The following is a 13,858-nucleotide window of genomic DNA, read 5'->3' as shown; positions in this document are numbered from 1 at the left end:
CGCCCCGAGAGAGGCTTAGTGGCCGAGGCCTTGGCCGGCGTGTTTGTTTTCGATCAGCTCGATTTTATAACCGTCCGGATCTTCGACGAACGCGATCACCGTGGTGCCGCCTTTCACCGGGCCGGCCTCACGGGTGACGTTGCCGCCGGCGCGGCGGATGTTGTCGCAGGTGGCGGCGACGTCGTCCACGCCCAGCGCCAGGTGGCCGAAGGCGGTGCCCATGTCGTAGCTGTCGGTGCCCCAGTTATAGGTCAGTTCGATAACCGCGCCTTCGCTCTCTTCCGTATAGCCGACAAAAGCCAGCGAGTATTTGTGCTCCGGGTTTTCGCTGGTGCGCAGCAGGCGCATGCCTAATACCTTGGTGTAGAAGTCGATGGAGCGTTGCAGATCACCGACGCGGATCATGGTATGGAGTAAGCGCATAATTCCTCTGAATTGACTGTGCCGTGGCAGACGGCGGGTGGATTGAAGCACAAGCGAGTATAGCCTTGTCCCGCAAGGGAATTCAACGTGACGAGTTGGTGACGATGTCACTTTTTGCCCCCTCGTCATGGGTGTTTAAATATTGATCGAGTGTACCGATCGATACGAAGTAATTGATCTGCACAATCAATTATCAATTCCGCGCGTAACCGTGTAGAAATTGACCTGTAGCAGATAACAACACCAGGGAACGTCGGCCCGCCTTGTGCGGGCCTTTTTGCGTGCATAAAAAAACGGCCAGGCGGTTGCGTGGCCGTTTAGGGTCAGGACGGGTTACTTCGTCAGAAACGGATAGTCGGTATAACCTTCGGCGCCACCGCCGTAGAAGGTTTCCGGCTTAGGTTCGTTGAGCGGGGCGTGTTGACGGAAACGCTCGACCAAATCCGGATTGGCGATGTAGCTACGGCCAAAGGCCACCGCGTCGATGAAGCCTTTTTCGATCAACGCTTCGGCTTTTTCAGCGGTGTAGGCGCCGGCGCCGACGATCACCCCTTTAAAGTGGGCGCGCACCGAGTCACGGAAGGCGTCGGAATAAGGTTTGCCGCCGGCCCAGTCCGGTTCGGAGATGTGCAGATAGGCGATGTTGCGTTTGTTCAGCTCTTCCACCAGGTACAGCGCCGCTTCTTCCTGATCTTCACCGTTGTCCAGGCCGTTGAACGGCCCCAGCGGCGAGATGCGGATGCCGATGTGCTCGGAGCCCCATTCTGCGATGGCGGCGTCGACCACTTCCAGCGTCAGGCGGGTGCGATTCTCGATGCTGCCGCCGTATTGATCGGTACGCTGGTTAGACGCCGGAGACATGAACTGGTGCAGCAGATAGCCGTGAGCCGCATGCAGCTCGATAAAGTCGAAGCCGGCTTCACGCGCGTTGGCGGTCGCCTGGCGGAAATCGTTGACGATGCCCGGGATCTCGCTGGTTTCCAGCGCGCGCGGCGTAGAGGTCGGTACACGCACCCAGGCGCCGGTTTCGTCACGCACGGTGGTGCGGGTGTCTGCGTTGATCGCCGAAGGGGCGACCGGCGCTTGTCCGCCCGGCTGGAGGCTGGTGTGGGAGATGCGGCCTACGTGCCACAGCTGTACGGCGATGTGGCCGTTTTTGTCGTGTACCGCCTGCGTGATGTGTTTCCACGCGGCGATCTGCTCCGGGGTATGCAGGCCCGGCGCACCGGCGTAGCCTTTCGCCTGGAAGGAAATCTGCGTCGCTTCGGTCACGATCAGACCGGCGCCGGCGCGCTGCGCATAATACTCCGCCATCAGCGGCGTGGGAATGTCGCCCGGTTCGATGCTGCGCAGACGCGTCAGCGGAGCCATAAACACGCGGTTGGGCAGGGTGACTGCGCCAACTTTCAGCGGAGAGAGCAATTTTTCAGTCTTCATAGTGCATCCTGTATTTAATAGACCGGTCGTCTAGTTATGGGCGATAAAAAAACACGAACTGCATTTTCACGAAAAAAGACGGTGGTGTTACGGCTGCGGCGGGCGCAGCAGCAACTCGATGCTTTCCAGCGCGCTGGTCAACGGGGCCAACGATCGCCGGATCTTGGCGCGCAGCGAGGCGCCGAGCCACAGGGCATACAGCGTCTCTGCAGTTGCCGCCGGGCTCATGGCTACCGACAGCGATCCCTCGGCGATGCCGCGCTCAATGGCCGCCTGCAGGTGGCCGATCACCCGGGCGGTCCCGGTTTCCAGCGCATGGCGCATCGGCTCCGACAGGTCGCTCACCTCGGCGGAGAGTTTCACCGCCAGACAGGCGTTATGACATTCGCTGCGGCAGTGGTAACTGATGGCCTGGGCGTAATACCCCAAGAGCTGGTGGCGGGCATCGGTGTGCTCGTCGGCAAACAGCTTTTGCATTTGCGCATCATAGTGCGCGAAATAGCGTTGCAGCATCGCTTCGCCGAAGGCTTCCTTCGAGCGGAAATAGTGGTAGAACGATCCTTTCGGCACGCCCGCCGTGGCCAGCAGTTCGCTCAGCCCCATGCCGGTAAAGCCCAGGCGCAGGCTGAGGGTTTCGCCGGTGGCGAGCAGATGTTCACGTGTATCCACGTTGCAATGCGTTGATTTGGTCATCATGGCGCCGAGCATAATAGACCGATTGGTCTAGGTCAATGGGAATAAAAAAACCGGCGCACAAAACGCCGGTTGGTCTCAAGCATTGTGCCTCAGCGGCACGCGGAAGTTAAGCGCTTACGCCGCGTTGCGGCAGCGTTGCAGAATATCCAACTGGGATTGATATTCACGCGTCTGCACATTCAGCATGCCCAGCAGGGTGTGGAACAGATTGTCCTGCGACACGTCGTCCTTTTCCGCCAGCGCGCTCAGGCACTGGCGATCGATGCCGAAATTGCGCTGATAGTCGGCCGACATCCACATCAGGAATGGCACGTGAGTTTGCTGGCTCGGCGCGAAGACATAAGGCGTGCCGTGCAGATACATGCCGTTTTCTCCCAGCGATTCGCCGTGATCGGACAGGTAGACCAACGCGGTATTGAACCGGTCGTCATACTGCTGCAGCAGCTTGATGGTGGCATCGAGCATCGCGTCGGTATACAGGATCGAGTTGTCGTAGGTGTTCACCAGCTGTTCATGGCTGCAATCTTGGATCTGATTGCTGTTGCAGGTCGGCGAAAACGTCTGGAACTGCGGCGTGCTGCGGCGGTAATAAGCCGGGCCGTGACTGCCCATCTGGTGCAACACGATCACGCCGTCGTCTTTCAGGCTATTGATGTAGTCGTTCAGTTTGTACAACAGCACATTGTCCATGCAAACTTCGCCGTCACAGTCCTGCGGCAGTTTCAGTTTGGTCATGTCGATGTGCGGCACCCGATCGCAGGCGCCTTTGCAGCCGCCGTCGTTATCGCGCCACAGCACGTTGACGCCGGCATGCGCCAGCACGTCGAGCATGCCTTCCTGGTGCGTCGCCTGAGTTGCGTCGTACGCTTTGCGCGGCATGTTGGAGAACATGCAGGGGACGGAGATCGCCGTTTCGGTGCCGCAAGAGCTGGCGTTCTTGAAATAGACCACGTTGTCCTGCTTGAGGCGCGGGTTGGTCTCGCGATCGTAGCCCCCGAGAGAGAAGTTTTCGGCGCGGGCGGTTTCGCCCACCACCAGGATCACCAGCGTTTTCTTGGCCTGTCCGGCGATCAGCGGCCCTTTGCGCGCGTCTTCACCGATCTTCACCAGCGGCAGATTGCGCGTGAAGTAGCGCTGCTCGGTAAACTTGATGGTGCCGGCGACGAAGTTGGAAGGCGTTAACATCTTCACCACGCTTTTATTGTTGCGGATCAGCGAAGCGTAGTCTTTGTAGAACAGCGCGGCGATGATCAGGATCACCACCAATGACAGCATGACGTTGGCGGCGCGCAGCCCAACCATGTACCACCAGGGGCGGGTCTGGCGAATATGGATGAAGCAAACCGCCGCCGCCGGCAGGACGCCGAGCAGCGCCAGCCACAGCCCCATGCGCGGCGTCAGCAACGCCGTCGCTTCGTGGGTGTTGGTTTCAAAGGCGTTTTGCATCATGTTGCCGTCGATCACCACGCCATAGCTGTACATGAAATAGTTGGCTGCGGCGCTGCCGAGCAAGAAAAAGACGATCAGTGGTTTGCGCAGGTAGGGCACGGTCAACACGCTGAAGATAATATTCAGCGCACAGAAGATCACCACCGGCATGCTGGCGGCGAATATCACGCTGTGGACGCTATCGAAGGTGATATACGACCAGGCGCGATGCAGGAATAACGCGTTTTGGAACAGAGTGAAGAACAGGGCGGTGGCGAGGATAAAACCGAGGCTGTTGCACTGTAAGCGTTGACGTAACCACATTGCCAAATCTGGATCCTGAGAGTAGATAATGCCTTGAAATCTACCGGATGAAACTTAAGAAAACCTTAGAAATTCAGAATACTGGCGGCGGCGAACGCGGGAAAACGCCAGGCCGGTGGCCTGGCGGTGAGGGGAATTAGTAGGCGGCGGTGAATTGGGCGCGAATAAACTGAGGTTTTTCAATCTCATCGACGATAGCCACCGCCAGATCTTCCACCGAAATGCTGGCCGGCGCGTCGCCGTTCATCAGCAGCTGCGTGGTGCCGAGGCGGAACTGGCCGGTGCGTTTGCCCGGTTCCAGCAGGGCGGCCGGAGAGAGATAGGTCCAGTCGAGCGCTGATTCGTTGCGCAGTTTATTGCGCAGATCGCGCACCGCCTGCGCGCCGGGGCGGATATTTTCCGGGAATTGCGGCGTATCCACCAGTTCAACGCCCGGCGCCACTTCCAGGCTGCCTGCGCCGCCCACCACCAACAGGCGCTTGACGCCTGACTGCTCGACCGCGGTAAGGATCTGCTGGGCGCCGCGCGTAGTCTTCTCATACAGGTTGTCTTCGCCCCAGCCGGGATTGTAGGCGCTGATCACCGCATCCTGACCGTGCAATTGCCCCGCCAGCCAGGCGGTATCGGCGACGTCGCCCAGCGCGACGGTCAGATTGGCGTGGTCCGGCAAATCTTTTTTCTGACGGGCGATCGCCGTTACCTGAATGCCGCGAGCCAGCGCTTCATCCACCACACGGCGGCCAACAAAACCGGTTGCTCCAATAATGGCTACTTTCATCTGTATGCTCCTTCAGGGATGGGTCAGTATCGTAAGGCAGGCCGATGTGCCTGCTGCGTGGGATCTACTCTAGTCCTTAACAATAGCCGTGATTAGTGCCATATTCATGCTTTCTTGATTAAGTAAAACTTCATAATCGTGGATAAACTCAATCGAATGGCGGTGTTCGCCACCGTAGTGGCGGAGGGATCGTTGGCCGGTGCGGCGCGGCGGCTGGGCATGACGCCGTCGGCGGTCAGTCAGCATATGCGCTCGCTGGAGAAGGCGCTCGGGGTGCCGCTGTTGCACCGCTCCACCCGCCGTCTGGCGTTGACCGAGGCGGGGGCGGCGTTTTATCCCGGCTGCGAGGCGATGTTGCAACAGGCGCAGCAGGCGGAGCAGCGGCTGGCGGAACTGCGGGACACGCTGGTGGGCGAGCTGCGCATCGCCACTCCGGTTGGCATCGGCGGCCGCTCGTTGGCGGAGGCGCTGGCGCCGCTGTTGCAGGCGCATCCCAAGCTGACGCTGCGGGTGCTGGCAGACGATCGCATCGTCGACATGATAGAACAGCGGGTCGACATTGCGCTGCGCGCCAATCGTCAACTGGCGGACGCCAATATGATCGCTCACCCGCTGACGGCGTGGCCGATGGTGCTGTGCGCGGCGCCGCGTTACCTCAGCCAGCATGGGGTGCCGGAAAAGCCGCAGGATTTGGTGCAGCACCGCTGGATCTCCAGCGGCTATAGCGGGGCCCATCTGGATTTGCTGCATCAATCCGGCCAGCAGGTCAAGCTGCGGCTGGCGGAGGGGCAGATCGTCAGCGAGAGCATGAACGTGATGCGCGCCTTTACCCGCGCCGGTCTGGGCATTTCCGTTCAGCCGCTGTATGAAATTGGCGACGAGCTGCAGCGCGGCGAGCTGTTGCTGCTGTTGCCGGAGTGGCGGCCGGCGCCGCTGCGGCTGCATGCGCTGACGCTGGAACGCACTATGCCGGAGAAAAGCCGCCAGGCGCTGCGCTATTTGCGCGACTATTTTCGCCGCAATGGCGAAAAGGGACTTGCCAGCGGCGGCGATGACGTCTTCAATTAGCAGGAGAATGCAGGAGGGCCCGTGGCACAGCAGCTTGAATTTTTCGACATCCCCAGCCCGTGTCGCGGCATTTGCCAGGCCGACGATCGCGGTTTCTGCCGTGGCTGCCTGCGCAGCCGCGAGGAGCGGTTCGGCTGGATGAGCATGAGCGACGCGCAAAAGCGCGAAGTGCTGCGTCTGTGTCGCCAACGTTTCCTGCGCCTGCAGCGCGCCAACAAAGCCCCCGACGAGCCGCTGCCGGAACAGCCTTCGCTGTTTTGACCCTTTCCTGATCTGCCGCACGTTCATGCGCCTTTGCGCTTCCCTGCGCCTCACCGGCTTGTGTATGCTGGCTGACAACTAATGTCATGAGGTTTTCGCAATGGTAGAACGCATTCGTCTCGCGCCGCAGGGGCCTGAATTTTCCCGTATGATTTGCGGTTACTGGCGGTTGATGGAGTGGGGCATGTCGCCGCAGCAACTGCTGACGTTTATCGAACAGCATGTCGAACTGGGCGTCACCACCGTCGATCACGCAGATATCTATGGTGGTTATGCCTGCGAGCAGGCATTCGGCGACGCGCTGCGCCTGAAGCCCTCGTTGCGGCAGTCGCTGGAGCTGGTGAGCAAGTGCGGCATCGCCACCACCGCCAAGCCCGGCAACCCGATCGGCCACTACATTACCGATCGCGATCATATCGTACAGAGCGCGGAACACTCGCTGCGCTATCTGCATACCGACTACCTCGACCTGTTGCTGATCCACCGCCCGGATCCGTTGATGGACGCTGACGACGTGGCCGAAGCCTTTGTCGCGCTGCACAAAAGCGGCAAGGTGCGCCATTTCGGCGTCTCTAACTTTACGCCCGCGCAGTTCCAACTGCTGCAGTCGCGTCTGCCGTTCTCTCTGGTCACCAATCAGGTGGAAATTTCGCCGATTCACCAACCGGCGATCCTGGACGGCACGCTCGACCAGTGCCAGCAGCTGCGCATCAAACCGATGGCCTGGTCCTGCCTGGGCGGCGGCCGCTTGTTCAACGACGCCGAGTTCCAGCCGCTGCGCGACGAGCTGCAGCGGGTGGCGCAAGAGATCGGCGCCGAGAGCATTGAACAGGTGGTTTACGCCTGGGTGATGCGCCTGCCGTCTTCGCCGCTGCCGATTATCGGCTCCGGCAAGATCGAGCGGGTGCGTTCGGCGTTGAAGGCGCAGAAACTGGCGCTGAACCGCCAGCAGTGGTTCCGCCTTCGCAAGGCGGCGTTGGGGTATGACGTGCCCTGAGACGGGGTAGAAAGAGGAAAGCCGGGCGGCGAAAGCGCCCGGCTTTTTTTACGTTGGTCTTTAGGCCAACACCACCTGATCGGGGTTGAAATGATCGAGCGAGACGCCGATCAGCGTGACCTGGCTGTGGCCGAAGGCCAGCACCAGATCGTCGTTTTGCTGCGTGGCATAGTCGCGGATATTCCCGCTGGCGCCCTCGGTGCCGATAAATACCAGTTTGTCGGTGGCGTTGAAGCCATACAGCTGGTCGCGGCCGAAATCGCCGCTGAACAGGAAGGTATTGCCGTTGCCGACCCCCTTCAGGATGTCATCGCCGCTGCCGCCGACGAAGGTCAGGTTGCCGCCGGCATGGCCGATAAGCGTGTCGTTGCCGGCATTGCCGAACAGCCAGGCGTCGTGGCTGCGAGCCTGCAGGACGTCATCGCCGTCGCCGCCGGTGGTGGCGGCTGCATAGGCTTTGAGGCCCGAATCCGATTTCAATCCGGCGGCGGTCACCTGATGATCCACCTCTTTGCTGAAAATCAGCCAGGAGGTTTCTTTGCTGCGCAGGGTGCTGATGTCGTCCGCCAGCGTAATGCCGCCTTTGGCGTCGCGCAGGTAAAGCGTATTGCCGTCGTAGGCGACCTCGGTGTTTTTCAACGCCTGCTGGGTATCGAAGATATTGTGGCCTTTGCCGCCGGCGATCAGGTTATAGCCGCCGGCGTCGCGGAAGATATCGTCACCGTCGCGGCCCTCGAGATAGTCGTTGCCTTTGCCGCCCCTGATCAAATCATTGCCGTCGCTGCCGATGATAAACGTCGGCCCGCTGTGCGTTTCCGCGTTGCGGTTCAGATCTTCCACCCAGGTACTGCCGCGCGTGACGTTCGACAGGTTGGAGACGATGATGGTCGAGTCTTTGTCGGTCAGCGAATAAAACTCGGAGTTCAGCACCCGCATCAGACCATCCTGATAGAAGAACGGCAGGTGGGATAGCCAGGTCGGAATGTTGAGAATGGAGAACGGCAACAGATTCCAGGCGTCCGACGCGTAGTGGTCGTTGAAGTTGACGATATTGTTGGTGGCGGAGGTATGCGGCGCATCGTGAACGCCCAATGACGGCAGGGTCAGCGAGGTGCCGTCGAGCGCGCGAAACACCGGATCGTTCTCATAGCCGATGTTGATCACCTTGCCGCCGGCTTCGTACTGGGTCGGCGAGGCGAAGGCGACATAGTTGGACTGCGCGTAGAAGCCGCCCCAGTTGGCGTCGCTCTGCGCCGCCATGCTGTTGACCGCCAGCCCGCCGAGGCTGTGGCCGCTGATCACCACGTCTTCGCCGCTCAGCCCGTGGGCCTGCGCGAATTTCGCCACGTCCCCCAGCAAATTGCCGAAGGCCTTCAGCGTATAGCCGTCGGCATAGCCTTTCGGCCCGAACCCGGCCAACAGATCGTTAATCACATCGCCGATGGTATCGCCGATCAGCGACTCGCGCGGGCCGCTGGTACCGCGAAATGAGATGCCAATGGCGGTGAGATTGCCTTCGCTGTCATATTTGCCCAGCACCTCGGCCTGAGCGGTGGTGTAACCGGCGGTTTCGCCGTAGTAGGTGCCGCGCGCATCGGTTTTGCCGGCGTATCCCAATTGCGCGGCGTCGATCACTGACCAGCCGGCATTGTTCACCGCGTCCTGCGCGGCCTGTTCGGAGTCGGGGTTCCAGGGAAGACCGGGCAGGCCGCCCTGCGACTGGGTGCTGCCGATGAGCGCCGTGATCAGCGTCAGCGGCAGACCGAGGCCGAAACCGGTCTGGTGATAGCCTTCATCGAAGCCGTTATCGATATTGTGGTAAGCGTAGGTAGAGATGGCCAAGGCGTCGGAAAACAGCGCCTTTGACGCGTTTTCGTCCAGATCCTTATAGCTAAAGATGCCCATATCAGTTCCTTATGAAGTATGCCGCCTGGCCGGGAAGTGAACTCTCGCGCGTCGGCGGTGGAAACAGGGAAACAACGTTAGCCGAACGACAGCTGGTCAGAGGACCAACATCGGTAGAATTATTATTGGTGCTAAATATTAGGCCCGCGAATCAAATTGGCGAGATTGTGCGTTGGTTAACAGTGCTGGCGCTGGCTCTCCTATACTGATAACTCGATATAGTCATTAAGGAGACTGATTGATGAAACGTTATTGGTATGCGGCGCTTGGCCTGATGGCCTGCGGGGCCGCTCAGGCGGCGACGGTCGACGTTGAGATGAACTTGGTGACCGGGCAGGGCATCGGTCAGGATATCGGCAAAGTGGCCATCAGCGAAACGCCTTACGGCTTACTGTTCACGCCGAGCCTGAAAGCCTTGCCGGCCGGGGTGCACGGTTTCCATGTGCATGAGAAAGGCAGCTGCGAGCCGGGCATGAAGGACGGTAAGGCGGTGGCGGCGCTGGCGGCCGGCGGGCATTTTGATCCGCAAAAAACCGGGAAACACCTCGGGCCGTATGCCGACGGGCATCTGGGCGATTTGCCGGCCATCTATGTGACCGCCGACGGCATGGCGAACGACCCGGTGTTGGCGCCGCGGCTGAAAAAAATCAGTGAAATTGAGGGCAAGGCGCTGATGGTGCACGCCGGCGGCGATAATCACTCGGATCATCCGCTGCCGCTCGGCGGCGGCGGTGAGCGCTTCGCCTGCGGCGTGATCAAGTGATCATCCGCCGCTGACGGCCGCAGTGGCGGCGGGCTGGCCAATGGCCTGTTGCAATTGTTGCAGCGAGCAGTAGAGCCGCCAAATAAGGCCGGCCAGATCGCGCGCCGCCTGTTCCGGGTGGTGCGCCAGGGCGTTGCTCATGCGCAGCAGTTCTTGCAGCGTGGCGTCCAGCGAACTGTGCTGCACGCCTTTCTCCGTCATGATGCCGCGCAGGCAGTGGATACAGACGTTGCGCACCGCCGACAGCGGATCTGAGCGGGTTTGCCAGTCGCGCAGCTGCCAGACGATATGGCTGCAGTTGAGCAGCACCACGCCCCAGCGCAGCAACCAGGTGCGCGCCTCCTGATCCTGACTTTGATTGAGCTGGCTGATGCGATGGTAGATCAGCGATTCAAACTGGCTTTCGCTCTGCTGCGGCTTTTTGCTCAACTGATCGATAAAGTCGCGGCGCAGCGCGCGGATAATACGGCGGCTCTTTCGCTTGTCCGAGCTGGGGCGCAGGATCTGAAACGCCAGCCCGGCCAGCAGCACACCGACAATTTTACCGATGTTGTCATTGATAAAGGACTGGTAGTCATAGCTCGGCGGATTGCTGACGGTCAGAAATGAGCCCATAAAGACGATCAGCTGCCCCCAAAGCGCGGCATAAGGCGGATTCTGCAGTTTGAGCATCTGCATGGTCACCAGGATCGGGAACAGGAAGGCGCAGAACACCCAGAAATCATCAATCTGGATCATCAAACCGAATTTCACCACGAAGCAGGCGACCGAGAGCAGCAGCACCGCCTTGAGCAAGGTGCTGACGCTGTTGATCGGCGAAGGCGTGGAGGAGTAGAGCACGCAGCTGATGGCGGTGAGCGTCAGCGCCGCGCTGCCGGCGTCCCACTGCGTGTTGATCCAGTAGGCGCAGCCGATCACGATGCATAAAAAGGTGCGCAGGCCGTTATAGGCGGCTTCGTAGCTGTCGGTATGGCGCGCCAGCGAGGTGACGCGCGGCGGCTGGAGATCGCTGACCGCCGTGGCGCTTTCCAATCGCTGCAGCCAGCGGTTGCAGCGCAGGTAAAGCCAGCAGAAATCACGCAAACGCAGCCAGAAGGCGCGATGGCGGTAGTCCGCTGCATCTTGCGGGGCGATCTGCTGGAGCAGGCGCGCCAAGCGATATTTATCGGTGGCGGGATCGCGCAATTCATCCAGCAGTTGCGTCAGCACCGGCATCAGATTGGCGGGACGATCCGGCCAGTTCAGCAGCATGCGGCGCAGGCTGGAAATGACGCTGGTAATGCGCAGCTGCTGGTGCAGCAGATAGTTGAGCAGGTTATTTTGCCGCCGCAGGCGGTAGTGGCTCCAAAACGCCTGAATGCGCAGCAGGTTCATGGTCAGGATCTGGCCGATGACCCCTTCGTGCGAGGTGCGCATCTGCGCGGTGACCTCCGGCTGCCACAGCATGGCGGCGTGCTCCAGCAGCCGCTGCTGCATGCGCCGCAGCGAAGTCAGCAAGGCTTCGCCGTCGGAGGTGCTGGGCAGGATCATCATCATCAGCCCGCCGCACAGAATGCCGGTGATCACTTCGCAAACCCGCGCCTGGGCGATATCGAAGATCTGCTGGGTATCGGTGACGTTGACCGTACCGAAGGCGATGATGGCGGCGGTATAGCCTGCCAGCGCGAACGCGTAGGAAACGTTGTTTTGATAATGGTTGGAGATATAGGTGCATAGCCCGATCCAGGCGGCGATGAACAGCGTGAACAGCCAGGGATCGTTCAGGCAGTGGCCGGCGATCGCCACCGAGGCGGCGGCGCCCACCAGGCTGCCGAAGATGCGGCCGATGCTTTTGCTGATCACGCCGCCGATGGTGGGGAAGCTGACCACCGCAGCGGAGGTGAGCGCCCAATAGGGTTCGTCGAGCTCGAGCACGAACGCCACCCACAGCGCCAGACACATCGCCAGCGAGTTGCGCAGCGCATAGCGCCATTGGCCGCCGGTCGCCTTACCCCAGGGGGTACGGCTCCACTCCAGAAAGGGCAGGTTCACACTTTAGTTCCGCTGATGAATCGAAATGGTGCAGGTGGTGCCGGCAACCAGCGTCAAATCGGCGGGCACGTTGAGCAATTTTATCCGCACCGGCACGCGCTGAGCCAAACGCACCCAGGGAACATTGGGCTTAACATCCATTAATAGATCGTTGTTGCTGTCAACGCTCTGATCGTAAATGGCGCGGCCGATACTCTCTACTTCCCCCTGCAGCGGGGTGTTGCCGTTATATAAGACAATATCGGCTTTATTGCCTTCTTTTATATGTTTCAGCTTGGTTTCTTCGAAATAACCGAGTACATAAAACGAATGGACATCCACCAGTGCGACCAAAGGCGTGCCGGCGTTGGCGTAGTTCCCGACCCGCGCCTGCAGATTGGTGATATAACCGTCGGTCGGCGCGTAAATTTTAGTTTTGCTCAAATTCCATTTGGCCTGTTCCAGGTTGGCCAGGGCGGCTTTATAGGCGGCCTTCATTGCCTGAGCGGCTAAATTGGACTCATCCAAATCTTCAGCGGAAATAACGTTGCGCGGCAACCCGCGGCGTCGGGCGGCTTCATGGTCCGCCTTGGCCAGATCCGATTGCGCTTTTGCCACCGCGGCCTCGGCATTGTCCAGCGCGATCTGATAAGGCACCGGGTCGAGGGTAAAAATCAGACTTCCCGCAGGTACGAATTGATTGTCATTCGCACTTATTTTCTCTAATCTTCCAGAAACCTCAGGGGTGATATTGACGAGTTCTGCGCGCACTTTTCCGTCACGGGTCCATGGGGATTGCATATAATAATTCCAGAGCCACCAACCGGCGCAGACGGCAATGGCGCAGACGATCACCGTAGAAAAGTATTTTAATGTTTTATGCTGCATGGGTTACCAACTCGCTAAAATCCATAAGGAACCGCTGACGGTCAGGACGAAAATGGACAGGTCCATCAACATGGGGTGCCAGATTTCACCGGAATACATCCAGTCCCTGAGCAGCTGATGAATCAGCAACCATAAGACCAGTCCTAGCAAAAAAGCTTTAAATATGGGTGGAAAATAAAGCGATGCCCCCAGGACCAAATCGGGTAAGGGCGATGAGGCGTGTAACCATGATGTATTCACATTAACAATCCCTACGGGTGAATATGTTGAATATTTGCATAACGATTAAACAATAGCGGTTAAAAATAGTGGTTATTTCCACAATATACATTATATACATTTGTGTTTTTAATGTGAGTTACCCAAAATAGTCTAAGCTCTGGGAGGTAATGTTAGCATGCTAATTATAAGGAGGGGTAAGTGGAGTCAACATTAGGTTCAGATTTAGCACGATTGGTTCGTGTTTGGCGAGCGCTCATCGATCATCGGCTCAAGCCGTTGGAGCTGACCCAAACGCATTGGGTTACGTTGCACAATATCAATCGCTTGCCGCCGGAGCAGTCGCAAATCCAGCTGGCCAAGGCGATCGGTATCGAGCAACCGTCACTGGTTCGCACGCTGGACCAACTGGAGGAGAAGGGGCTTATCACGCGTCACACCTGTGCCAACGATCGCCGCGCGAAGCGCATCAAGCTGACCGAAGCGGCCGATCCGATCATCAGGGAAGTCGACAGTGTGATCACGTCTACGCGCAGTGAGATTTTAAGCGGCATTACCGCCGACGAAGTGCATCTGTTGGTAGGGCTGATTGGCAAGTTAGAACAAAATATCACCGAACTGCAGAACAAATAATAATATTCTTATTTTTCTACGATTACAG

General features: G+C 59.1%; 14 protein-coding genes. 5 read left to right on the top strand and 9 right to left on the bottom strand.

Annotation, left to right across the window (positions count from 1 at the left end; translation table 11 throughout):
* Window positions 1-15: 15 nt before the first annotated feature.
* The 5 genes from gloA to ACJ8J1_RS08335 all read right to left on the bottom strand — a co-directional run bounded on the left by gloA (window position 16) and on the right by ACJ8J1_RS08335 (window position 5,086).
* Window positions 16-423, bottom strand: coding sequence for a lactoylglutathione lyase (gloA, locus tag ACJ8J1_RS08355; protein ID WP_033642919.1), 408 nt, complete (start codon window positions 421-423; stop codon window positions 16-18).
* A 333-nt stretch (window positions 424-756) separates the two neighbouring features.
* Entirely contained in the window at window positions 757-1,860 is a 1,104-nt protein-coding gene (locus ACJ8J1_RS08350; protein ID WP_033642920.1) for an alkene reductase, read from the bottom strand.
* An 87-nt stretch (window positions 1,861-1,947) separates the two neighbouring features.
* Window positions 1,948-2,568: a TetR/AcrR family transcriptional regulator gene (locus ACJ8J1_RS08345; RefSeq protein WP_033642921.1), complete on the bottom strand. Its 621-nt coding sequence runs from the start codon at window positions 2,566-2,568 to the stop codon at window positions 1,948-1,950.
* A gap of 102 nt (window positions 2,569-2,670) precedes the next feature.
* Window positions 2,671-4,308, bottom strand: a complete 1,638-nt coding sequence (gene eptA / locus ACJ8J1_RS08340; protein ID WP_033642922.1) for a phosphoethanolamine transferase EptA — start codon at window positions 4,306-4,308, stop codon at window positions 2,671-2,673.
* A 136-nt stretch (window positions 4,309-4,444) separates the two neighbouring features.
* On the bottom strand, window positions 4,445-5,086 hold the full coding sequence (locus ACJ8J1_RS08335) for an NAD(P)-dependent oxidoreductase (RefSeq protein WP_033642923.1): 642 nt from the start codon (window positions 5,084-5,086) through the stop codon (window positions 4,445-4,447).
* A 138-nt stretch (window positions 5,087-5,224) separates the two neighbouring features.
* Here ACJ8J1_RS08335 and ACJ8J1_RS08330 point away from each other — a divergent pair, with 138 nt between their 5' ends.
* The 3 genes from ACJ8J1_RS08330 to ACJ8J1_RS08320 all read left to right on the top strand — a co-directional run bounded on the left by ACJ8J1_RS08330 (window position 5,225) and on the right by ACJ8J1_RS08320 (window position 7,412).
* The gene (locus tag ACJ8J1_RS08330) at window positions 5,225-6,154 is read left to right on the top strand and encodes a LysR substrate-binding domain-containing protein (RefSeq protein WP_187174031.1); all 930 of its coding nucleotides are present in this window, start codon (window positions 5,225-5,227) and stop codon (window positions 6,152-6,154) included.
* 21 nt (window positions 6,155-6,175) lie between these two features.
* Window positions 6,176-6,415: a DUF1289 domain-containing protein gene (locus ACJ8J1_RS08325; RefSeq protein ID WP_019455980.1), complete on the top strand. Its 240-nt coding sequence runs from the start codon at window positions 6,176-6,178 to the stop codon at window positions 6,413-6,415.
* A 100-nt stretch (window positions 6,416-6,515) separates the two neighbouring features.
* Complete coding sequence (locus ACJ8J1_RS08320) at window positions 6,516-7,412, top strand: aldo/keto reductase (protein WP_033642925.1); 897 nt, start codon at window positions 6,516-6,518, stop codon at window positions 7,410-7,412.
* Between the two features lie 60 nt (window positions 7,413-7,472).
* On the opposite strand, the gene ACJ8J1_RS08315 is transcribed toward ACJ8J1_RS08320, so the two are convergent.
* The gene (locus tag ACJ8J1_RS08315) at window positions 7,473-9,317 is read right to left on the bottom strand and encodes a polyurethane esterase (RefSeq protein ID WP_033642926.1); all 1,845 of its coding nucleotides are present in this window, start codon (window positions 9,315-9,317) and stop codon (window positions 7,473-7,475) included.
* A 241-nt stretch (window positions 9,318-9,558) separates the two neighbouring features.
* Here ACJ8J1_RS08315 and sodC point away from each other — a divergent pair, with 241 nt between their 5' ends.
* Complete coding sequence (gene sodC / locus ACJ8J1_RS08310; protein WP_033642927.1) at window positions 9,559-10,080, top strand: superoxide dismutase family protein; 522 nt, start codon at window positions 9,559-9,561, stop codon at window positions 10,078-10,080.
* Here the strand turns inward: sodC and ACJ8J1_RS08305 are convergent, their stop codons facing one another.
* From ACJ8J1_RS08305 to ACJ8J1_RS08295, 3 genes are read right to left on the bottom strand one after another with little or no spacing between them, the layout of a single operon-like run.
* Window positions 10,081-12,111: an FUSC family protein gene (locus ACJ8J1_RS08305; RefSeq protein ID WP_033642928.1), complete on the bottom strand. Its 2,031-nt coding sequence runs from the start codon at window positions 12,109-12,111 to the stop codon at window positions 10,081-10,083.
* Between the two features lie 3 nt (window positions 12,112-12,114).
* The gene (locus ACJ8J1_RS08300) at window positions 12,115-12,978 is read right to left on the bottom strand and encodes an efflux RND transporter periplasmic adaptor subunit (protein ID WP_015377735.1); all 864 of its coding nucleotides are present in this window, start codon (window positions 12,976-12,978) and stop codon (window positions 12,115-12,117) included.
* A gap of 3 nt (window positions 12,979-12,981) precedes the next feature.
* Window positions 12,982-13,218: a DUF1656 domain-containing protein gene (locus tag ACJ8J1_RS08295; RefSeq protein ID WP_025159708.1), complete on the bottom strand. Its 237-nt coding sequence runs from the start codon at window positions 13,216-13,218 to the stop codon at window positions 12,982-12,984.
* A gap of 180 nt (window positions 13,219-13,398) precedes the next feature.
* On the opposite strand from ACJ8J1_RS08295, the gene slyA reads away from it, so the two are divergent.
* Window positions 13,399-13,830: a transcriptional regulator SlyA gene (gene slyA, locus ACJ8J1_RS08290; RefSeq protein WP_004931301.1), complete on the top strand. Its 432-nt coding sequence runs from the start codon at window positions 13,399-13,401 to the stop codon at window positions 13,828-13,830.
* Window positions 13,831-13,858: the final 28 nt, after the last annotated feature.

The organism is Serratia sp. CY37869 (genome assembly GCF_052168895.1).
Classification (GTDB): Bacteria; Pseudomonadota; Gammaproteobacteria; order Enterobacterales; family Enterobacteriaceae; genus Serratia; species Serratia ureilytica.
This window is presented reverse-complemented; position numbering and strand designations above follow the sequence as displayed.

What these genes read in the sequence shown, in the direction of transcription:
- gloA (WP_033642919.1), bottom strand. Translation starts at nt 423, where the DNA reads ATGCGCTTACTCCATACCATGATCCGCGTCGGTGATCTGCAACGCTCC.
- ACJ8J1_RS08350 (WP_033642920.1), bottom strand. Translation starts at nt 1,860, where the DNA reads ATGAAGACTGAAAAATTGCTCTCTCCGCTGAAAGTTGGCGCAGTCACC.
- ACJ8J1_RS08345 (WP_033642921.1), bottom strand. Translation starts at nt 2,568, where the DNA reads ATGCTCGGCGCCATGATGACCAAATCAACGCATTGCAACGTGGATACA.
- eptA (WP_033642922.1), bottom strand. Translation starts at nt 4,308, where the DNA reads ATGTGGTTACGTCAACGCTTACAGTGCAACAGCCTCGGTTTTATCCTC.
- ACJ8J1_RS08335 (WP_033642923.1), bottom strand. Translation starts at nt 5,086, where the DNA reads ATGAAAGTAGCCATTATTGGAGCAACCGGTTTTGTTGGCCGCCGTGTG.
- ACJ8J1_RS08320 (WP_033642925.1), top strand. Translation starts at nt 6,516, where the DNA reads ATGGTAGAACGCATTCGTCTCGCGCCGCAGGGGCCTGAATTTTCCCGT.
- ACJ8J1_RS08315 (WP_033642926.1), bottom strand. Translation starts at nt 9,317, where the DNA reads ATGGGCATCTTTAGCTATAAGGATCTGGACGAAAACGCGTCAAAGGCG.
- sodC (WP_033642927.1), top strand. Translation starts at nt 9,559, where the DNA reads ATGAAACGTTATTGGTATGCGGCGCTTGGCCTGATGGCCTGCGGGGCC.
- ACJ8J1_RS08300 (WP_015377735.1), bottom strand. Translation starts at nt 12,978, where the DNA reads ATGCAGCATAAAACATTAAAATACTTTTCTACGGTGATCGTCTGCGCC.